This window comes from Streptomyces sp. MS06 (assembly GCF_047200655.1).
In the GTDB taxonomy this organism is placed as follows: domain Bacteria; phylum Actinomycetota; class Actinomycetes; order Streptomycetales; family Streptomycetaceae; genus Streptomyces.
In genome coordinates, this window is record NZ_JBJZOJ010000055.1 from 30,747 (window position 1) to 50,415 (window position 19,669).

The window sequence follows — 19,669 nt, forward strand, 5'->3', positions numbered from 1 at the left end:
CCGGGACGCGGCGGGCTGCGCCGCGCCCGGTCCCGCCGGTCCTCGCGGTCCTAGCCGTCCTCCCGGTCCTCGCGATCCGGTCCGTCGGAGCCTCGGAGCCCGGCGCGCCGTCCGTTCTCCGGTTCGGGGCCCCGGCGTCCGGTGGGCCGGCCCTCAGCCCTCCGGTTCGGAGCCCCGGCGTTCGCCGCGCCGCCTGCCGAACAGGCCAGGTGTGGTGCGCGCGGCCTGCACCACGTTGACGCCGACGATGCCGGTCCAGGCGATCAGCAGGCCCTCCAGATGGGCGGTGCCCCCGCCGATCGCGGACAGCGGCACGGCCAGCACCAGCGAGACGATGCCGAACCCGAAGCGCTCACCGAAGGAGTCCGTCGTCCCGGGATCCCGTGCGTTGCGGGCGGCCACCGTCTGCTGCTCGGCGAGTTGCCGCCGCACCCTGCGGTCCACCGCGTCGTCGATGCGCCGGTCCACCTTCTCCAGGAAGGAGTCGACCAGCGCGGACTCGTACTCCTCGCCCAGTTCCCGGCGGGCGTTCAGCGTCGCGTCCAGTTCCTTCCTCAGGCCGGCGTCTTCACTCAGGTCCGTCTCGTGGCCGTTCAACGTCGTCTCCCCTTGCCGCCAAGGCCCACCAACGTAGGGACCCCCGGCGTCCTGCGCACTGGGGCTAGCTCCCCTTTCCGGCGGGGGCTGCGGGAGCGGGAGCCGCAGCTGCCGGCGGCGGGCGCGGCCCGGTGCGGCGGACGGGACCCGGACACGCCCGGCAGCCCTGGACTTGTCGAATATCGATATGCTCGGTTAGTTTGAACATATCGAAAATCGATAAGGAGGGGTGCGATGGACACGCGACTCACCAGGGCTCTGGCCTCGGTCACCCTTGGGCTGGCGGTGCTCTGCGGGCTCGCCTTCGTCGGCACGGGGGTCGCGCACGCGCTGGACGACGGGGCGGTCTGCGTGCAGACGGACTACTGGCGCAACATCCGTCCCGCGGATCCGCTGCCGGTGGGCACCGGCGTGGAGGTCTCCGGCAGCGCCACCCGCCTCTGCCAGGGCAGTCCCTCCGCGGGGCAGCGCGCCGCCGACCTCGGGGGCGAGCTGCCGTGGCTGCTGTTCGGCGCGCTCGCACTGCTGCTCTTCTCCCGGTTGTTCAGGGCCGTGGTGCAGCAGGGTCCGTTCACCGCGCCGGTCGCGCAACGGCTCACCGTCCTAGGTTGGTTCGTCACCGTGGGCACGCTGCTGACCGGCCTCGTCGTCGGCTCGTCGCGGTCGTGGCTCGCCGGGAGCATGGCGTCGGCCGCCGGCTCGGGGCCGACCGTCTCCGGGCCGATGGCGCTCGTCCTCGCCGGCCTCGCCGCAGTGGTCATGGGGAGGGTCATGCGTGAGGGTGTGCGCATGCGGGAGGACCTCGAAGGGACCATCTGATGCCCGAGGAGGAACTCCATGCGATCCGGATCCACCTGGACCGTCTCCTCGCCGAGCGAGGCATGACGCTCACCGAACTGTCCGAACGGGTGGGGATCACCGTCGTCAACCTGTCGGTGCTGAAGAACGGGCGGGCCAAGGCCGTCCGCTTCTCGACGCTCTCGCGGATCTGCGAGGCCCTGCGCTGCCAGCCGGGAGACCTGATCACCCACGAACCAGCCGGACCACCGCCCCCCGGACGGCCTGCCGGACCGCCGCCCCCCGGACGGCCTGGCTGACGGCGGGTGGCCCCGCCCCGCAACCGCCGCCGGCCGCGGGCGGCAGCGGGCGGCCGGGAGGCAGTGCCGTCCGCCGCGGGTGCGGCCGGGGCGTCGGAGGTGCGCCCGCCGCCCCCGGCCGTCCTCCCGTCCCGTCGGCAGGGCGAGCGTCTACAATAATGACTGACCGGTCAGTCGTTATTCGGGAGCGGTGATGCCCAGACACGTCGATCGCGCGGCACGGCGCGAGGAGATCCTCACCGCCGCGGTCCGGGTCTTCGCCCGACAGGGCTACGGCGGCAGCCGGATCGAGGACATCGCCCGTGAGGCCGGCATCGCGAAGGGCAGCGTCTACCTCTACTTCGACAGCCGGGAGGAGATGCTGGTAGCGGCGTTCGACGGCCTCGCGGCCCGTTCCCGGGACCTGCTCGCCGAAGTCGGCCGGCGCCCGGGCGACCCTGCGGAGCGGCTGCGGTTCCTGGTGCGCTCCGTGATGCGGCTGCTGGCGGACGAGCGGGATCTCTCCCGGGTGCTTCTGGACGTCTGGTCCATGGGTGTGCGGACACCGGCCTGGTTCGACCTGGCGGCCTTCTACCGGGACTACCGCGCTGCCGTCACCGCACTGCTGACGACGGGGAACGGGTATGCCGCCGAAGCCGCCGAAGCCGCCGAAGCCGCCGAAGCCGCCGAAGCGGTCGAAGCCGCCGAAGCTATCGAAGCGGTCGAAGCGGTCGATCCGGCGGCCCGCGCCACCGTGATCGTCGGTGCGATCGAGGGATGCGTCCTGCAGGCGCTGTTCGACCCCTCCCTCGACCTCGCCGCCCTCGCCGAACCGATCGTCTCCCTGCTGGTGCCGCCCGGCCGGTGACGACCGGCGGCCTCCCTGCCGCATGTTCCGCAGAAATCGCGTGTTCCGCAGAAGAGGAGGGGTAGCTGACATGTTCAATCCGCTCAAGGGGGGACCACCCGACAGGGGGATCCGCCGCATGGTGCTGCGCGCGCCGATCAAGCTCTACCGCATGGGGCTGGGCGGGCTGCTGGGGCAGCGCATGGTGCTGCTCACCCACACGGGCCGGAAGTCCGGTCAACCCCGCCAAGTGGTGCTGGAGGTCGTCGCCAGGCTTCCGGAGTCCGGCGCGTTCCTGATCGCCTCCGGCTACGGGGAACGCTCGCAGTGGCTGCGCAACGTCCTCGCCACGCCTCAGGTGCGCTACCAGGTGGGACGCCGCACGTACCGGGGAACGGCCGTGCCGCTGCCGCCGGAGGAGTCCGGCCGGGCCCTCGCCGAGTACGCCCGCCGCCACCCGCGGACGGCGGAGCGGCTGATGCGGTCCGTCGGCCACGACCCGCGTACGGAGGCGGACTACGAGGCCCTGGGCGCCGACCGCCGCGAGGGCGTGCCGCTGGTCGCTCTGCGCCCCTCGCAGAGGGAGTAGTCCGGGCGCACGGCGTCGTGCCCCCTCGGATCTCGGCGGATGCGGCCGGGTCCCGCCCCTTGCCGGTCCTGTATGGCCTCATGCAGAGTTCTTGGTGACTGAATAGGCGGTGGTCGGTCCCGGAGTACGCTCCCGGGCGTCGACCACCGCGACGACCGAGGGGGAGCACGTCCATGAGCCTGACCGACAGCCCTGGCGCACGGCTTCAGGCGCTCTTCGAGGGCCACCGGCTGACGCCGACCCAGCGGCGCATCGCGCACAGCATGGTGCGCCGCGCCGCCGACGTGCCGTTCCTGTCCAGCGTGGAACTCGCCGAGCTGGCCGGGGTCAGCCAGCCCTCGGTCACCCGCTTCGCCGTCGCCCTCGGCTTCGACGGCTACCCGGCGCTCCGGCGCCACCTGCGCGAGACCGCGCCCGCCGAACAGACCGCCGGCGCGGCCTCGCTCAACGCGTACCAGCAGGCGGTGGAGGCCGAGATCGAGAACCTCCGGCACCTCGCCGACGCCCTCGCCGATCCGCGGCCGGTGCAGCGGGCCGGCCGGGTCCTCGCGGCGAGTCGCCCGCTGCCCGTGCTGGGCCTGCGGGCCGCCGCCTCCCAGGCCTACGGCTTCGCCTACTTCGCCGCCAAGGTGCATCCGGACGTACGGCTGCTGCACGAGGGCGGCACCATGGTCCAGGACCGGCTCGACGCGGCCGTCCGCGCGGGAGCCACCGCGCTGCTCTGCTTCGCCCTGCCCCGGTACCCGCGCGAGGTCCTGGACACGCTGCAGGACGCCAGGGAGGCCGGCCTCACCGTGGTCACGGTCGCCGACTCCGCCTTCGCGCCCGTCGCCAAGGCCTCCGACCTGCTGCTGCCCGCGGCCGTCGGTACCGGGCTCGCCTTCGACACGGCCTGCTCGCCCATGCTGCTCGGCCGCGTGCTGCTGGAGGCGATGTGCGACGACCTGCCGGACGCGCAGGCCCGCCTGGAGGAGTTCGACGCCCGGGCCGCCGCGCGCGGCCTCTTCGTGGAGTAGTCCCGCGGCCGGGCGCGGGGTGCCGCGGAGTGCCGGCGCCCGCTCTCAGACTCGTCTCACCTTCCGCCACTACCCTCCCGTGCCGGTACGACCGTGCCGGTACGACCGTGCAGGAATGGCGAAGTGACGAGGAGGCGGAACGTGGCACGCGGAGGTCAGGGGCTGGCTCGGGTGGCCGTCGTCGTACGCGCAGGGGCGGCGCCGCTGTGGTGGCTGGGAGTGTTCGCGGCGGGCATCGGCCTGCCGCTGCCCGGGCTGACCGGGCGACGTATCGGCGTCCTGGCCGGCGCCGCGGTGTTCCTCGTCACCGCCGCAGCGGTGGTCTGCGCCCGCCGGGGGCGCTACCGCGAGCTGTCCCGGACGCCCGGCCGTGCGGGCCGCCACGACGTCCTCCAGGACCGGGAGGTGACCGTGCGGAACTGGCGGCGCGGCCACCGGTGGTGGCTGCTGCTCGCCTTCCTCGCCGCGTTCGGGAGTTCCTTCGCCGTACCCGCGGCCGGCGGCATGCTGCTCGCGGGCGCGGGCGCCGGGCTGCGCCTCAAGGCCGCCTGGCTCGGCCACCGCGAACGCGCGCAGGACGCGCTGCTGTGGGTGCGCGTCGACTGGCTCGGCCGGTCCGGGGGCCGCCCCGCCGGCAAGGCGGTGAAGGGCTACCGCGCCACCGGGGTCGCGGCCGGGGACGCGGCGCCGGGCGGTTCGCGGCGGAGGACCGCGACGCTGGTCTGACGCCCGTCCGGACCGGAGGTCCTCGCGGACGCGACGCTCGCCCGGTGCGGGCGGCGGGCGACCGGGTCGCGGGGCGAGTGGCCGAGCCGGGACACACGGACGGGCCCGCACCCCGGCGAAGGGTGCGGGCCCGGTGGCCTTCGTTCAGCCGCCCGCCTCCCGGCGCAGCACGTGCCGGGCGATCAGCGCGACGGTCTTCACGTCGCCCAGAGCCGGGACCGCCGGATCGAAACCGTGGGTCTCCGGGTAGACCCCGGCCAGGGTGGTCCGCATCGCCCGACGCGCGGCCGGTACCGTCTCATCGGCCAGGATCTCCAGGGCCTTGCGGTACCGGTCCGGCGGAAGGTCGGGCAGATACAGGTGGGCGGCGTTCGCCGACTCGCGCACGGCCCGGTCACGCAGAGCGGGCGGACCCTCGGGCAGACGCTCGGACAGGAACCCGACCAGCCAGTCGAACATCGGCGCCGACCCGTAGTACATGATCCAGCCGTACTCGGCCGAGACTCCCACGTCGTAGAGCTTCACAGGGCTTCGCCCCCGCGCGGCCGGTCCGGCTCTCCCGACTCCCGCAGGACCTCCGCGCACATCATGGCGAGGATCTCCAGACTGCGCACCGCGTATCCGTGCACGGACCACCGGTCGGGTGTCTCGCACCGCTCGTCGGCGTACGCCTGCGGCACCTCGTCGGCCAGGATCCGCAGCACACGGTGCCGGTACGGCTCGGGGAGATCGCTGACGAAGAAGTTGTCGACGGCGATGAAGCCCTCCTCCTCGACGAAATCCCACAGTCCCCTGTCCGGAACCCGGCTCCTGAGGTACTCGATGATCCACTGGTACATGCCGGTGGTGGTCGTCCACACGTACTCGTCGGAGACGGAGATCTCCTTGCTCATCGTCGTCCTCCGTCGCCGGTCAACTGTGCTCGCCCACGAGTGTCACCTTCTGGAGCAGGTCGTTGTCGGTGAGGTAGGTCTTCAGGGTCGCGATGTCGTCCGCCCCGATGTTGGTCACGTCGAAGACCGTGACGTCGGCCTTGCCCACGTGTTTGGCAATCGTCGTCCGCAGTCCGCGCTTACCGGTCTTGGCCCACATCATCTTGAAGAGCGACGGCGTGAGGTTGCGGCCCATCGCATCGTAGGTCCGGCCGGACGCGTCGACCCAGTCGGGCGACGGCGGGTCGACCTCGCCCGGCACGGGAGCCGGGGGTTCGTACCTGATCAGGTCGGTGCCGGTCTGCTCCTCGAAGAGGAGGCCGGTGTGGGCCTCGTCGGCCAGGAACTTCTCCTTCCTGACGTCCCAGCCGAGCTGGAAGGCGTGCACCAGGTGGGACAGCCGCTCGGCGACCGAGCCGCCGGCCGCGGCGATGCCGGTCTCCTCCTCGAGCCGCGCGATGACGGTCGTGCTCAGCGCCTCGTTCACCTTGCCGGCGGCGACGGAGGACTTGATCGCGTCCACGGCCCTGTCGATGCCGGAGCCCGTTCGGAGAGCCTCTTCGACCGCCGCCACCAGCTTGGACGCCTGGAGGATCCTGTCCGGCGGGATGAGCACCGAGGCGGCCCAGGCGCAGCCGCCGACGCTTCCGTGGCTGCAGTCGACGAAGTCCTGCGTGATGCCCTTGAGCAGGCCCTTGACGACCGACTCGGTGAGCTTGAGGCCGTTGATGTGAACGGTTTTGGTGTAGTCCACATGGAAGGGCTTGCTGTCGAGGTAGATGTAGTGGCCGGTGCAGCTGTCTCCGTCCGAGGACGTGACGGTGCACTGGGAGAGCAGCCAGTACTGGACCGTTCCGGAGATGTGGAAGGTCATCGAGATGTCGCAACCGATGTGGGACCCGGTGCCGGTGCCGACGCAGTCCCCGTTGGGGTCGGCGCTCTCGCTGGTGATCGTGTACTTGGTGTAGAGACCGCCGTTGGCGGCGATCCGGCTCGCCACGTTCTTCCGGTCGGCCTGCTTCTCGGCCTGGACCGCCGCCTTCTGCGCGTCCTCGGCCTGCTTCCGGGCGTCCTTCGCCGCCGCCTCGGCGGCAGTGGCGTCGGCGTCGGCACGCTTGGCCGCCGCGCGCGCGTGCTCGGCGGCCTGCTCCGCCCGGGCGGCCGCGGCGCGGGCCGCGTCGGCGTCCAGGGCTGCCTGGTCGGCGGAGCCACGGGCTCGGTCGGCGTACCCCTGAGCGGTGTCCGCGGCCTTGGCCGCTGCCGACGCGTCGGCTCCGGCCGCCTTGTCGTAGGCGAGTGTGGGCGGCACCGTCGCTGCCGCGTCCGCCGCCGCCTGGGCGGCGTCGGCTGCGGACGCCATCGCGTCCCGGGCCGATGCCCGAGCGTCGGCGGCATGCCCGGCAGCGGAGGCGGCACTTTCATAGGCGGCCTTCGCGTCACCGGTCGCCGCGTCGGCCGCCGCCTTCGCCTGGCCGGCTTCGGTCTTCGCCTGGTCCGCCCGGGCCTGCGCGACGGCGGCCTGCTGCTGGCCGATCGTCTTCGACGCCTGCCCGGTCAGCACGGCGAGACCCGCGGCCGGGTCGGTGTCGCTGTACGGCGAGCCGAGCTGGACAGCATCGTTGGCGGGCTCGGCCACCTGGGAGGCGGAGTCCCTGGCCGCCTCTGCCGCCGACGCGGTGGTGCTGGCATACCCGGCAGCCTCGGCGGCCGCGGCGACGGCGCTCCCAGCCTCCTCGGCAGCCCCGTCGGCCTGTGCCCTGGCGTCCTTGGCGTGCTTCTCGGCCTCGTCGGCGAGGCCGCTGGCGGTACGCGCCGCCCGGGCGGCGGTCCTGGATGCCAGGATCGCCTCCGCTGCCGCCTTGGTGTCCTCCTTCACAGCCGCGTCGGCGGTGTCCTTGGCCGCCTGGGCGGCGCCGGCGTCGGCTCGGGCCCGCTCGGCCGCGGCCTCCGCCCGTGTGGCGGCGGCGTCGGCCGCCGTGGCGGCGCTGGTCGCGTCGTCGGCGGCGGCGTGCGCGGCCTTCGCGTCCGCCTCCGCCTCGTTCGCAGCCTGGTCCGCCTCGTTCGCCGCCGCGCGGGAGGCCTTCGCATCGGACGCGGACGCGTGGGCGTCGGCATAGGCGTCCTTGGCCGCTGCCTTGGCCTGGGCGGCGTCGGCGCGGCGGGCGGCGGCCCACGCGTTTCCGCGTGCCTGAGCCGCCTTGGTGTCCGCGTCCTCGGCGGCCTGACGCTTGGCGGCCGCCGTGGCCGCGGCCGACTCGGCCTTCTGCTCGGCCCGGCTCGCGCTTGCGGCGTCGGTCTGCGCCGTCGCCCGGTCCGCAGCCGCCCGCGCCTGTTCGGCCGCCGCCGTTTCCTTCTCCGCCTCAGCGGTCTTCTCGTTCTTCTCCGCGGCCAGACGCTTGGCGTGCGCGGTGGCGGCGGCGGCCTTGGCGACGGCCTGCGCCTTCGTGGCCGCGGCGAGCTCGGTGTGGGCGGTGGTGTCTGCCGCGGCGGCGGTCCTCGCCTGGGCCGCTGCCCCTTCGGCGGCGGCCTCGGCCTGGGCGTCGGCCTCCTTGGCGGCGGCGGCGCGGAACTCGGCCCGGGTCTGGTGGGCCTGGGAGACGGCAAGGTCCCGCAGGGTCCTGCCCTGGTCCGCCGCGGCGGTCACGGCGTGGTAGGCGGTGGCGCCCGCCTTGTCCACCGCCTGCACCGCGGCGGAGGTGGCGAGCGCGACCTGTGCGGCCTGCTGGGCGCCCAGCAGACCCCGTCCCCGCGGCGCGCCCTCGGCGTCGGCGGTCTTGTAGGCGGCCCGTTCGGCGTCCTTGACCTTGCCGGCGTCCGCCTCTGCGGTCTTGAGCTGTGCGGCGAGGTCGTCGAGGCGGGACTTGGCGGTCCTGCGGATCGAGGTCAGGTGCGAGCTGACGGCGTCCCGGGACTTCTTGCTCGGGTAGAACATCGAGTCGGTGCCCGCGCCGGTGCCGGTGTTGTCCTCGGAGGCGTCCCAGCCCTGCGCCTTCGTGCCGTTGCAGGACCACACCTGGGAGTACTGCCGCTTCTTCGCGGTGTGCGTGTCCAGGCAGAGGCCGGTGCCGACGTTGTGCAGCACGGTCCCGCCCTTGGCCAGGTACCAGCGCTGGTTACCGGTGCCGTTGCAGCTCCACAGCTGCACCCTGGAGCCCGGCTTGGGCGTGCCGCGGGTGCCGTCCACGTCCAGGCACAGCTTCCCGCCCTTGTTCTTCAGGGCGCCGGTGTCCTGGTCGTACGTCCACTGCTGGGCGACGCTCTTGTTGCAGGTGTACAGCCAGACGCGGGTGCCCCGCTTCTTGCTGGAACCGGGGTCGTCCAGGCACATGCCGTGTGCCTCGGACAGGTGGAAGGTGATGGGGGCGGTGCCCAGCGTCCCCGGGCCCTGCCAGTAGTGCAGCCAGGTCGTCAGACGGCCGGCTTGCCAGGAGCGGCCGAGGAGTTCACCGAGGTCGCCGGCGGCCTTCGCCAGCACCCGGGTGGCGTCGCGGTTGGTGGCCAGGATGGTGTCGCGCTGCGGCTGCTGCGAGGAGATCTCGTGCTGCCACTCGGCGGCCGCCGTGGACGTCTCCTGCCCCAGCACCCCGTTGGGGTCGGGAGGGTTGCGCCAGTCGCAGGAGGCGAACCGGGCCTTGAGCGCCTCCACCGCGAGCCGGAACTCCAGGGTGTCCGGCTTCGGCGCGGAGCGGGCGAAACCGCCGTCCTGGAGGAAGAGGCGCACGTCGTCCGCGGCGAGCGGAAAGTCCTTCGGCGCGAACACCCAGCTGCCCCAGGCGTTCTGTTCGGCCGTGTCACCGTGCCCCTCGGTGTAGAGCTTCTTGCCCAGGGCGATGGCCGCGTCCTGGTCCTGCTGCGACGCGGGACGGATCGTCGGACCGTACAGGTCGCTGGCGGACCGGGCGAAGGAGTTGTACACCCAGTCGGACAGGCCGACCGTGTTGAAGAAGTCCGGCGCCCAGCTCCACTTGGCGTTGGTGTAGCCGGGCGGCGGGGTGTCGGACGGTACGTACTCCTGCCACACCTTTCTGCGGCCCGACAGCTTGTCCGACATTCCGGCGTTGAACCCCGCCTTGAAGTCGGCGTCCCACGCCTTGCTCAGCGCGGATTCGTCGTCGGCGCCGGAGCCGAGCTTCGCCACCGCCCGTAGCTGCGCCGGGGTGCCGTCCAGCGCCTGGGCGGCGACCTCCTTCTCCTTCGGTCCGCCGATCCGCAGCGCGATGTCCATCCGGCACTGGTCCGAGCGGAGCTGCTCGTCCGCGGTGGTGCCGGAGGTGGCGTAGGAGGTGTCGGGCAGGGAATCGTCCGCCGCCGAGGCGGGAAGTCCCGAGAAGGCCGCACCGGCGGCCGTGACCAACGCGGTCAGGGCGGCGAGTCGCCGCCACCGTTCGACGGCGGTTCCACGGTGCTTTCGTTCCCCCGTCATCGGTGGTTTCGATCTTGTGGAATGCACACCTATGTCCCTCCACGAAACGTGTGAAGGCGCAGCCGGGGAGAGCGGCGGCTCCCGGTTGTGGAACTCCGTGTGCGTGACGCTTCCCCCACAGGCGCCTGCTGGTGAGCGCCCGGACGCGAAGTGGTCAAGTCCGCGGGGCGCGGCGATCACCATATGCATGCACCGTCGGCAAGGGACAAGGAAAATCCTGGTATGCGCGGCGAGTTGCCGAGGATCGTCCGGCCGGGGCACGGCAGCCCCTCACCCGCTCGCGGTTCCGGTGGGCGCCACCGGGCTGATCTGTGCGTTTGCCGTGCGGCGGGGGAGGCGGCGGGTCGGACCCGTACACCCTCCGGACGCGAGCACGGCTCCGCACCCTGAGACCGAGGTCACAGGGCATCGGTGCCCGTGCCCGTGCCCCGCGTCACGGGGGTGGTCGCCGGGCGCGGCACCCGCGGCTGCGCGCAGGAGGAGTGCGGCGAGGTCTCGCTCGGAACTCGGATGTATCCCGGTCGAATCCCCGAGGGGCGCGGGCGGACGTACCGCAGGTCCGAGCCTGCCGGTGTTGTTCACCTCGAAGTCGTCGCCGGACGGACGCGAGCGGCGGTATCCGCGCCCTCGCCGGCGCGCGTGGGCGAGGGGCGGGCGGCCGATGTCGTCAGGGGTGTGCCCCACGGTCTCGACGCTCTCGCCCGCGCGCGTGCGTCGTGCACCGGCCGATCGCCTCGGGTGCCCCGGCGGTGCCCCGCGCCGTATTGACTAGCTCTATTCATCCCGTCAGGATGTGAATAGCCGCGACAACAGCCGGTAGCGATCCGCCCAGGAGGCAGACCATGTCAGGACCCCGTCCCGTCCGAGCGCCGCGCGGCACGCAGCCGAGCGCCCGAGGATGGCAGCAGGAAGCCGCGCTGCGGATGCTGCAGAACAACCTCGACCCCGAGGTCGCCGAGCACCCCGACAAGCTCGTCGTCTACGGCGGCACCGGCAAGGCGGCCCGGGACTGGCGCTCCTTCGACGCGATGGTCCGCACCCTGACGACGCTGAAGGCCGACGAGACGATGCTCGTCCAGTCCGGCCGTCCGGTGGGCGTCATGCAGACCCACGAGTGGGCCCCGCGCGTCCTCATCGCCAACTCCAACCTGGTCGGCGACTGGGCGAACTGGGAGGAGTTCCGCCGCCTGGAGGCGCTCGGCCTGACCATGTACGGCCAGATGACCGCGGGCTCCTGGATCTACATCGGCACCCAGGGCATCCTCCAGGGCACCTACGAGACCTTCGCCGCCGTCGCCGCGAAGAAGTTCGGCGGCACCCTCGCCGGGACGATCACCCTGACCGCCGGCCTCGGCGGCATGGGCGGCGCCCAGCCGCTCGCCGTCACCATGAACGACGGCGTCGCGCTCTGCATCGACTGCGACCCGCGCGCCATCGACCGCCGGATCGAGCACCGCTACCTCGACGTCCGGGCCGACTCCCTGGACCACGCGCTCCAGCTCGCCGTCGAGGCCCGCGACGCACGCCGCCCGCTCTCCATCGGCGTCCTCGGCAACGCGGCCGAGCTGGTCCCGCAGCTCCTCGCCATGGGCGCACCCGTCGACATCGTCACCGACCAGACCTCGGCCCACGACCCGCTGGCCTACCTGCCCGTCGGCGTGCCCTTCGAGGACATGGCCGACGCGGCCGCCAAGGACCCGGCCGGCTTCACCGCCCGCGCCCGCGAGTCCATGGCCCGGCACGTCGAGGCGATGGTCGGCTTCATGGACGCCGGCGCCGAGGTCTTCGACTACGGCAACTCCATCCGCGGCGAGGCCCAGCTCGCCGGCTACGACCGCGCGTTCGCCTTCCCAGGCTTCGTCCCCGCCTACATCCGGCCCCTGTTCTGCGAGGGCAAGGGCCCCTTCCGCTGGGCTGCCCTGTCCGGCGACCCGGCGGACATCGCCCGCACCGACCGGGCCATCCTCGACCTCTTCCCGGAGAACGAGTCGCTGGCCCGCTGGATCAGGATGGCCGGCGAGCGGGTCCACTTCCAGGGCCTGCCCGCCCGCATCTGCTGGCTCGGCTACGGCGAACGCGACAGGGCCGGCGAGCGGTTCAACGACATGGTCGCGAGCGGCGAGCTGTCCGCGCCGATCGTCATCGGCCGCGACCACCTCGACTGCGGTTCCGTCGCCTCCCCGTACCGCGAGACCGAGGCCATGCTCGACGGCTCCGACGCCATCGCCGACTGGCCGCTGCTGAACGCCATGGTGAACGTGGCCTCCGGCGCCTCCTGGGTCTCCCTGCACCACGGCGGCGGCGTCGGCATGGGCCGCTCGATCCACGCCGGGCAGGTCACGGTCGCCGACGGCACGCCGCTGGCCGGCGAGAAGATCCGCCGGGTGCTGACCAACGACCCCGGCATGGGCGTCATCAGGCACGTGGACGCCGGATACGACATCGCCGAGTCCGTGGCCGCGGACAAGGGCGTCCGCGTCCCGATGCGCGAGGGCGGCGACCGTTGAGTTTCCACAGCATGTGGGAGGAGCTGCGGCCGATCGGCCGCAGCTCCTCCTCCGGCGGCTACCGCCGCTACGCCTGGACCGCGGCCGACACCGACTGCCGGTCCTGGTTCCGGGAGCAGGCCGGGGCGCGCGGACTCGCCTACGAGGTCGACCGCAACGGCAACCAGTGGGCCTGGCTCGGCGACCCGGACGCCGGCGACGCCGTCGTCACCGGATCCCACCTGGACTCGGTACCGGACGGGGGCGCCTTCGACGGCCCCCTCGGCGTGGTGTCCTCCTTCGCCGCCCTGGACGAACTGCGCGGGAGGGGAGCGCGGTTCACCAAGCCCCTGGCCGTCGTCAACTTCGGCGACGAGGAGGGCGCCCGCTTCGGGCTGGCCTGCGTGGGCTCCCGGCTCACCGCGGGACAGCTCACCGTCGAGGACGCGCACCGGCTCACCGACGGCGACGGGACCACCCTCCCGCAGGCCATGGAGGCCGCCGGCCACGACCCCGAGGCCATCGGACCCGACCCGGACCGGCTGGGCCGCATCGGCGCCTTCGTCGAACTGCACGTCGAGCAGGGCCGGGCACTGGACCTGTCCGGCGACCCGGTCGGCGTGGCCAGCGCGATCTGGCCGCACGGCCGCTGGCGGTTCGACTTCCGCGGCGAGGCGAACCACGCCGGCACCACCGGCCTGGCGGACCGCCGCGACCCGATGCTGCCGTACGCGGAGACGGTGCTCGCCGCCCGCCGCGAGGCCGCGCTCGCCGGAGCCGTCGCCACCTTCGGCAAGATCGCCGTCGAGCCGAACGGCGTCAACGCGATCCCCTCCCTCGTCCGCGGCTGGCTCGACTCCCGCGCCCCCGGCCAGGACGCCCTCGACACCGTCGTCGCGGCCGTCGAACGTGCCGCCCGCGAGTACGCCGGCGCCCACGGGACCGACCTCGACGTGGTCCGCGAGTCCTTCACACCGGTCGTCGAGTTCGACCACGCCCTGCGCGACGAACTCGCCCGCATCCTGGGCAAGGAGACCGGCCTGACCGTGCCGGTCCTCGGCACCGGAGCGGGACACGACGCCGGAATCCTGTCCGGGCGGATCCCGACCGCCATGCTGTTCGTGCGCAACCCCACCGGCGTCTCGCACTCCCCGGCCGAGTCCGCGACCGAGGACGACTGCGTCGCCGGGGTGCTCGCCCTCGCCGACGTACTGGAAGGACTGGCCTGCAGGTGACCCCCACGCAGCAGCCCACACAGCCGACGCACCGCACGCCGGCGTACTGGCTGGAGCACGCCTGGCTCGGCGACCGGATCGAGTCGGGCGTGGCGCTGGACGTGCGGGACGGCCGCGTCCTCGCCCTCCGCACCGGCGTGCCCGCGCCGCCGCCCGGCGCCGAGGTCCTGCGCGGGCTCACCCTGCCCGGCCTGGCGAACGCCCACAGCCACGCCTTCCACCGCGCCCTGCGCGGCACGGTGCAGGTGGGCAGCGGCACCTTCTGGACCTGGCGGGAGGTGATGTACTCGGTCGCCGACCGGCTGACCCCCGAGACGTACCACGCGCTCGCCCGCGCGGTGTACGCCGAGATGGCCCTGGCCGGCATCACCTGCGTCGGCGAGTTCCACTACCTCCACCACGCCCCCGGCGGCACCCCGTACGCCGACCCCAACGCGATGGGCGAGGCGCTCCTCGCGGCCGCCGCCGAGGCCGGCATCCGCATCACCCTGCTGGACACCGCATACCTGTCGGCTGGTTTCGGCGCGCCGCCCGACACCCACCAGCTCCGCTTCTCCGACGGCACCGCGGAGGACTGGGCCGCACGCTGCTCGGCCCTGGAGGACCGCGAGCACGCCCGCATCGGCGCGGCCGTCCACTCCGTCCGGGCCGTCCCCGCCGGCCAGCTCGCCACCGTCGCGCAGTGGGCGGAGCACCGGCGGGCCCCGCTGCACGTGCACCTGTCCGAGCAGACCGCCGAGAACGACGCCTGCCTGGCCGCCCACGGCTGCACCCCGGCCCGGCTCCTCGCCGACCACGGCGTGCTCGGCCCGCGCACCACCGGCGTCCACAACACCCACCTGACCGCCGGGGACATCGAGCTGATCGGCGGCTCCCGCACCGGCACCTGCATGTGCCCGACCACCGAACGCGACCTGGCCGACGGCATCGGCCCCGCCGCCGCCCTCGAACGGGCCGGCTCGCCGCTCTCCCTCGGCTCCGACAGCCACGCCGTCATCGACCTGCTCGAGGAGGCGCGGGCGATGGAGCTGAACGAGCGGCTGCGCACCCGGACCCGCGGCCACTGGACGGCCGCCGCGCTGCTGCGCGCCGCCACCGCCGACGGCCACTCCGCCCTGGCCTGGCCCGACGCGGGAACCCTCGTCCCCGGCGCACTCGCCGACTTCACGACCGTCGCCCTGGACTCGGTGCGCACCGCGGGACCGCCGGCCCGGCTGGGCACCGAGACCGCGGTGTTCGCGGCGACCTCCGCCGACGTCCGGCACACCGTCGTCGGCGGCCGGCACGTGGTCCGCGACGGCGCCCACACCCTCGTACCGGACGTGCCGCAGGCCCTCACGTCCGCCCTGGCAGCCCTGCGCGACTGACGCCCCCGCCCCCCGGGAAGACCCCCGCGGGACCGACGCCCCCACCGCCCCGGCAACCCCAAGGACGCCATGAGCACCAGCACCGTCATCACCAACATCGCCACGCTGGTCACCAACGACCCCTCGCTCGGCGACGGATCCCCCCTCGGGCAGATCGAGGACGCGGCCGTCGTCATCGACGGCGACCGCGTCGCCTGGGCCGGCGCGGCGAGCAGCGCCCCCGCCGCCGACCACCGGGTGGACGCCGCCGGCCGGGCGGTGATCCCCGGCTTCGTCGACTCCCACTCGCACCTCGTCTTCGCGGGCGACCGCACCCGGGAGTTCAACGCCCGCATGTCCGGACGCCCCTACAGCGCGGGCGGCATCCGCACCACGGTGGCCGCGACCCGCGCCGCCGCCGACGCGGAACTGGAGGCGAACCTCACCCGCTACCTCGCCGAGGCGCTCCGCCAGGGCACCACCACCTTCGAGACCAAGTCCGGCTACGGCCTCACGGTCGAGGACGAGTCCCGGGCCCTGCGCATCGCGGCCCGCCACACCGACGAGGTCACCTTCCTCGGCGCGCACATCGTCCCCCCGGACCACGCCGACGACCCGGCCGGCTACGTCGCCCTGGTCACCGGGGAGATGCTGGACGCCTGCGCGCCGCACGCCCGCTGGATCGACGTCTTCTGCGAGAAGGGCGCCTTCGACGGCGACCAGGCCCGCGCGATCCTCACCGCCGGCAGGGCGAAGGGCCTGCACCCCCGCGTCCACGCCAACCAGCTCGGCTACGGCCCCGGCGTGCAGCTCGCCGTGGAACTCGACGCGGCCAGCGCCGACCACTGCACCCACCTGACGGACGCCGACGTCGACGCCCTGGCCGCCGGGAACACGGTCGCCACCCTGCTGCCCGGCGCCGAGTTCTCCACCCGCGCCGAGTGGCCGGACGCCCGCCGCCTCCTCGACGCCGGTGCCACCGTCGCCCTCTCCACGGACTGCAACCCCGGCTCCTCCTTCACCTCCTCCGTCCCGTTCTGCATCGCCCTGGCGGTCCGCGACATGGGGATGACGCCGGACGAAGCCCTGTGGTCGGCGACCGCGGGCGGCGCGGCCGCCCTGCGCCGCGAGGACATCGGCCGTCTCACCCCCGGCGCCCGCGCCGACCTGGCACTGCTCGACGCACCGAGCCACGTGCACCTGGCGTACCGCCCGGGCGTGCCGCTGGTGGCGGAGGTGTGGCGGCGGGGGGTGCGGCAGGGCTGAGCGGGTGGCGCGAGTGCCGTTCGGCGCAAGCCGCAACCCTGCCGCGGCAACCACCCCTGCGCCGCCCGGCATGATCGTCCCTTGACCCTAGGCCGGCGGGCGGTTTCAATCTTCAGGCATTTTGAAGATCTTGAGATTCTGGGGGCGGGTTTCCGTGCAGGCAGGGTGGAAGAGACACGGCGTGACAAGACGTCGTGGGAGCGCGCGACGGAGGGGGAGCGGCACCGCGGCGATCGCCTTCGCCACGCTGCTGTCCCTACTGGCGCTACCGGTGCAGCAGGCGGGGGCTTCCGCCGCGGAGTCGGATTCCGCGCCGCTGTCGGAGGGGCAGCGGGCGCTGGCGCAAGCCGCGGAGTCCGGTCACCGGGTCGAGGTGACGGGGGAGCGTACGGAGCGGACGACGGTGTACGCCAACCCGGACGGTTACACCTTCACGTTGGAGGAGGCGACGGCGCCGGTGCGGGTGCCGGCGTCGGGTGGGGGCTGGCAGGCGCCGGACGCGACGCTGGTGAAGCGGGCGGACGGTTCGGTGGCGCCGAAGGCGGCCGCCGTGCAGATCGCCCTGTCCGGCGGTGGTGACAAGGCGCCTCTGGCCCGGATCACGGATCATGGCCGGTCGCTTCAGCTGCGGTGGCCGGGCAAGCTGCCCGCGCCGACGCTGGACGGCGCCAGCGCCGTGTACCCGGAGGTGCTGCCGGGCGTCGACCTGCGGGTGAACACGACCCCGGAGAGCCTCCAGCCGGTGTTCGTCGTGAAGACCCCGCAGGCCGCGGTTAGTGGAAAGCTGAAGAAGCTCACCTTCGAGCTGAACGCCGAGAACCTGCGGCTGCACAAGAACGCGGCCGGAAGCCTGGCGGCGGTCGACGGCGCGGGCCGCACGGTGTTCCGGGCGCCGCCCGCCCGGATGTGGGACTCCGCCGGGGAAGAGACCGGCAAGCGGACACCGACCGCGAGGACCAAGGCGGTCGGCAGAGCGCAGTCCGCACGGTCCGGCACACAGGAGGCCGTGCCGTCCGCCCCGAAGAAGGCAGCGCCGTCCGACCCTGCGGAGGCCGCGCCCAGGCGTTCGGGCCTGGCGCCCGGGCAGGGCGACAAGGTGGCCGACATGGACGTGGCCGTCACCGACGACGCGCTGTCGGTGGTACCGGACCGGCGCATGCTGACCGGGACCGACGCCTCGGCGTTCCCGCTGTTCATCGACCCGGAGGTGAGCCTGGACGCGTCGGAGCGGACCCTGCTGCGCAGCGACGGCTACGAGTCCTACGGCTGGGGCAACGGCTCCGACAACGAGGGCGAGGGCGTCGGCCACTGCGGCACCTGGAACGGCTACTACTGCGGCCCCGGCTACACGCAGCGCCTGTACTTCGAGTTCTCCCCGTCCAAGCTCAGCGGCAAGAAGATCCTCGACGCCACGTTCCGGGCCACCGAGACCTGGTCGTTCACCTGCACCGCACGGGTGGTGGACCTGATCCGGACCGACAACATCTCCTCCTCCACGACCTGGGCGACCCGGCCGGCGGAACGGGACCTGATGGTCGACCGGAACGTCTCGGCAGGACGCGGCACGGCCTGCGACCCCTCGCAGCCGGACGCGCCGATCGAGTTCCACGACAACCCCGCCGAGTCGAACGAGAACCTGACGCCGACCGTCCGCGACTTCGCGGCGGGCAAGTTCTCCCGGCTGACGCTCGAACTCAGTGCGCACGACGAGTCGGACACCTCCGCCTGGAAGCGGTTCAGGAACGACGCGGCACTCGTGGTGGACTACGTCGGCCTGCCGGACAAGCCGACCTCCCTCGGCGTGGCGACGGCTTCCGGCACGAGTTGCGAGCGGGACGTCTCGCACCCGGCGATCGTGTCCGACGCGCAGCCGACCCTGCGGGGCACGGCGCAGACCAAGCCGGGCGGCGAGCAGGACGCCCAACTGCGGGTCTACTTCGATCTGGACGAGCAGAACCCCGACGGCACCTGGACGGACACCACCCCGGGCAACGGCGAGCTGCGCCCCTCGACCGGTTACGTCGGGGACGGCACGGCCCTGGCGCTCAAGTGGTCGGCGCTGACCGACGGCAAGCTGTACCGCTACCACGCGGCGACCTGGTCGTACTACAACAAGGGTGCCAGCCACCTCACCAGCTACGGCACGACCTACTTCTGCTACTTCAAGGTCGACTCCACGGCACCGAAGTCCCCGCAGGTGTCCCTGGCGTCCCCGTACACGGAGTGCGTCGCCAACGACTGCGCCGCCCACGGCGGGCCGGGCCAGACGGCCACCTTCACGATCAGCCCGGCGGCGGGCGACGCCAACATCGTCTCCTACGAGTACAAGTTCTCCACCGACGACACCTGGTCCACGGTGAGCGGGTCGACGGCCACCGTGAGTACGACCCCGCAGCACTCGGGCACGTTCTCCCTCCGGGTCCGGGCCCGGGACGACGTGGACGGCGGCCGTCCCGGCGAGACCAGGCAGCTGGACTTCCTGGTCGCCTCCGGCGCGGGACCGGCGGGCCGCTGGCACTTCGACGAGTCGAGCGGTGCGGCCGTCGACTCCGCCACCGACGGCGGTGTCCCGCAGTACGACGCGACACCGGGCGGTGGGGCGACGCGCGACGACCGCGGCCGGCGCGGGCTGCTGACCACGGACGCCTCGGGCAGCCCCCTGCCGGCGCCGGTCACCGACAAGGGCCTGGCCCTGGACGGAAGCACGGGTTACGCGTCCACTGCCGGACCGGTGCTCGACACCCGCGGCTCGTACACCGTGTCGGCCTGGGTGCGTCTCGAGGACGGCAGCCGCAACCGCACCTACGTCAGCCAGAACGGCAGCCACCGCAGCCAGTTCTACCTGGGCTACGAATGGAAGGGCGGCCAGTGGAGCTTCCGGGCCGTCGACTCGGACGCACCGACCGGCGGCACCTGGTCGTACCAGCGGGTCCTCTCCCAGGACTCCGCGGCGCTGGGTGTGTGGACCCACCTGACGGGTGTGTACGACGCGTCGGCCCGGCAACTGCGCCTGTACGTCAACGGCCGGCTGCAGGGCACCACCTCCTACACGACGCCGTGGGCCGCGACGGGGCCGATGCAGTTCGGGCGCACCTACTGGAGCGACCACTACACCGACTACGTGCTCGGC

Annotated in this window: 15 protein-coding genes; 11 read left to right on the plus strand and 4 right to left on the minus strand. The window is 73.3% G+C overall.

Annotated features, from left to right (window positions below):
- Positions 1–153: 153 nt before the first annotated feature.
- Positions 154–597 carry a hypothetical protein gene (locus tag ACL02U_RS25360; RefSeq protein ID WP_412793246.1) on the minus strand — a complete coding sequence of 148 codons (444 nt, stop codon included), beginning with the start codon at positions 595–597 and terminating at the stop codon, positions 154–156.
- A 234-nt stretch (positions 598–831) separates the two neighbouring features.
- Between ACL02U_RS25360 and ACL02U_RS25365 the strand changes: the two genes are divergently transcribed.
- The 6 genes from ACL02U_RS25365 (at position 832) to ACL02U_RS25390 (ending at position 4,851) form a co-directional block, all read left to right on the plus strand.
- Positions 832–1,416, plus strand: a complete 585-nt coding sequence (locus tag ACL02U_RS25365; protein WP_412793247.1) for a DUF2975 domain-containing protein — start codon at positions 832–834, stop codon at positions 1,414–1,416.
- Positions 1,416–1,694, plus strand: coding sequence for a helix-turn-helix domain-containing protein (locus tag ACL02U_RS25370; RefSeq protein WP_412793248.1), 279 nt, complete (start codon positions 1,416–1,418; stop codon positions 1,692–1,694). Before ACL02U_RS25365 ends, ACL02U_RS25370 begins: the two co-directional genes overlap by 1 nt.
- Before the next feature lie 193 nt (positions 1,695–1,887).
- Entirely contained in the window at positions 1,888–2,541 is a 654-nt protein-coding gene (locus tag ACL02U_RS25375) for a TetR/AcrR family transcriptional regulator (protein WP_412793249.1), read from the plus strand.
- A gap of 70 nt (positions 2,542–2,611) precedes the next feature.
- Entirely contained in the window at positions 2,612–3,109 is a 498-nt protein-coding gene (locus ACL02U_RS25380; RefSeq protein ID WP_412793250.1) for a nitroreductase family deazaflavin-dependent oxidoreductase, read from the plus strand.
- Positions 3,110–3,282: 173 nt separating this feature from the next.
- Positions 3,283–4,125 carry a MurR/RpiR family transcriptional regulator gene (locus tag ACL02U_RS25385; RefSeq protein ID WP_412793251.1) on the plus strand — a complete coding sequence of 281 codons (843 nt, stop codon included), beginning with the start codon at positions 3,283–3,285 and terminating at the stop codon, positions 4,123–4,125.
- A gap of 141 nt (positions 4,126–4,266) precedes the next feature.
- Positions 4,267–4,851: a hypothetical protein gene (locus tag ACL02U_RS25390; protein WP_412793252.1), complete on the plus strand. Its 585-nt coding sequence runs from the start codon at positions 4,267–4,269 to the stop codon at positions 4,849–4,851.
- 144 nt (positions 4,852–4,995) lie between these two features.
- Here ACL02U_RS25390 and ACL02U_RS25395 read toward each other — a convergent pair whose 3' ends face one another.
- From ACL02U_RS25395 to ACL02U_RS25405, 3 genes are read right to left on the minus strand one after another with little or no spacing between them, the layout of a single operon-like run.
- Positions 4,996–5,376: a hypothetical protein gene (locus ACL02U_RS25395; RefSeq protein WP_412793253.1), complete on the minus strand. Its 381-nt coding sequence runs from the start codon at positions 5,374–5,376 to the stop codon at positions 4,996–4,998.
- A complete protein-coding gene (locus ACL02U_RS25400) occupies positions 5,373–5,744 on the minus strand; it encodes a hypothetical protein (RefSeq protein ID WP_412793254.1) in 372 nt (123 codons plus the stop codon). Before ACL02U_RS25400 ends, ACL02U_RS25395 begins: the two co-directional genes overlap by 4 nt.
- A gap of 19 nt (positions 5,745–5,763) precedes the next feature.
- Positions 5,764–10,206: a ricin-type beta-trefoil lectin domain protein gene (locus ACL02U_RS25405; protein ID WP_412793255.1), complete on the minus strand. Its 4,443-nt coding sequence runs from the start codon at positions 10,204–10,206 to the stop codon at positions 5,764–5,766.
- 842 nt (positions 10,207–11,048) lie between these two features.
- Here ACL02U_RS25405 and hutU point away from each other — a divergent pair.
- The 5 genes from hutU to ACL02U_RS25430 form a co-directional block, all read left to right on the plus strand.
- Positions 11,049–12,713, plus strand: a complete 1,665-nt coding sequence (gene hutU, locus ACL02U_RS25410; protein ID WP_412793256.1) for a urocanate hydratase — start codon at positions 11,049–11,051, stop codon at positions 12,711–12,713.
- Entirely contained in the window at positions 12,710–13,927 is a 1,218-nt protein-coding gene (locus ACL02U_RS25415; RefSeq protein ID WP_412793257.1) for an allantoate amidohydrolase, read from the plus strand. Before hutU ends, ACL02U_RS25415 begins: the two co-directional genes overlap by 4 nt.
- Positions 13,924–15,294: a formimidoylglutamate deiminase gene (locus ACL02U_RS25420; RefSeq protein WP_412793258.1), complete on the plus strand. Its 1,371-nt coding sequence runs from the start codon at positions 13,924–13,926 to the stop codon at positions 15,292–15,294. The genes ACL02U_RS25415 and ACL02U_RS25420 overlap by 4 nt, the downstream gene beginning before the upstream one ends.
- Positions 15,295–15,363: 69 nt before the next feature.
- The gene (hutI, locus tag ACL02U_RS25425) at positions 15,364–16,539 is read left to right on the plus strand and encodes an imidazolonepropionase (RefSeq protein WP_412793259.1); all 1,176 of its coding nucleotides are present in this window, start codon (positions 15,364–15,366) and stop codon (positions 16,537–16,539) included.
- 181 nt (positions 16,540–16,720) lie between these two features.
- Positions 16,721–19,669 (plus strand): LamG domain-containing protein (locus ACL02U_RS25430; protein WP_412793260.1); only part of this gene is annotated, 2,949 nt, incomplete at its 3' end.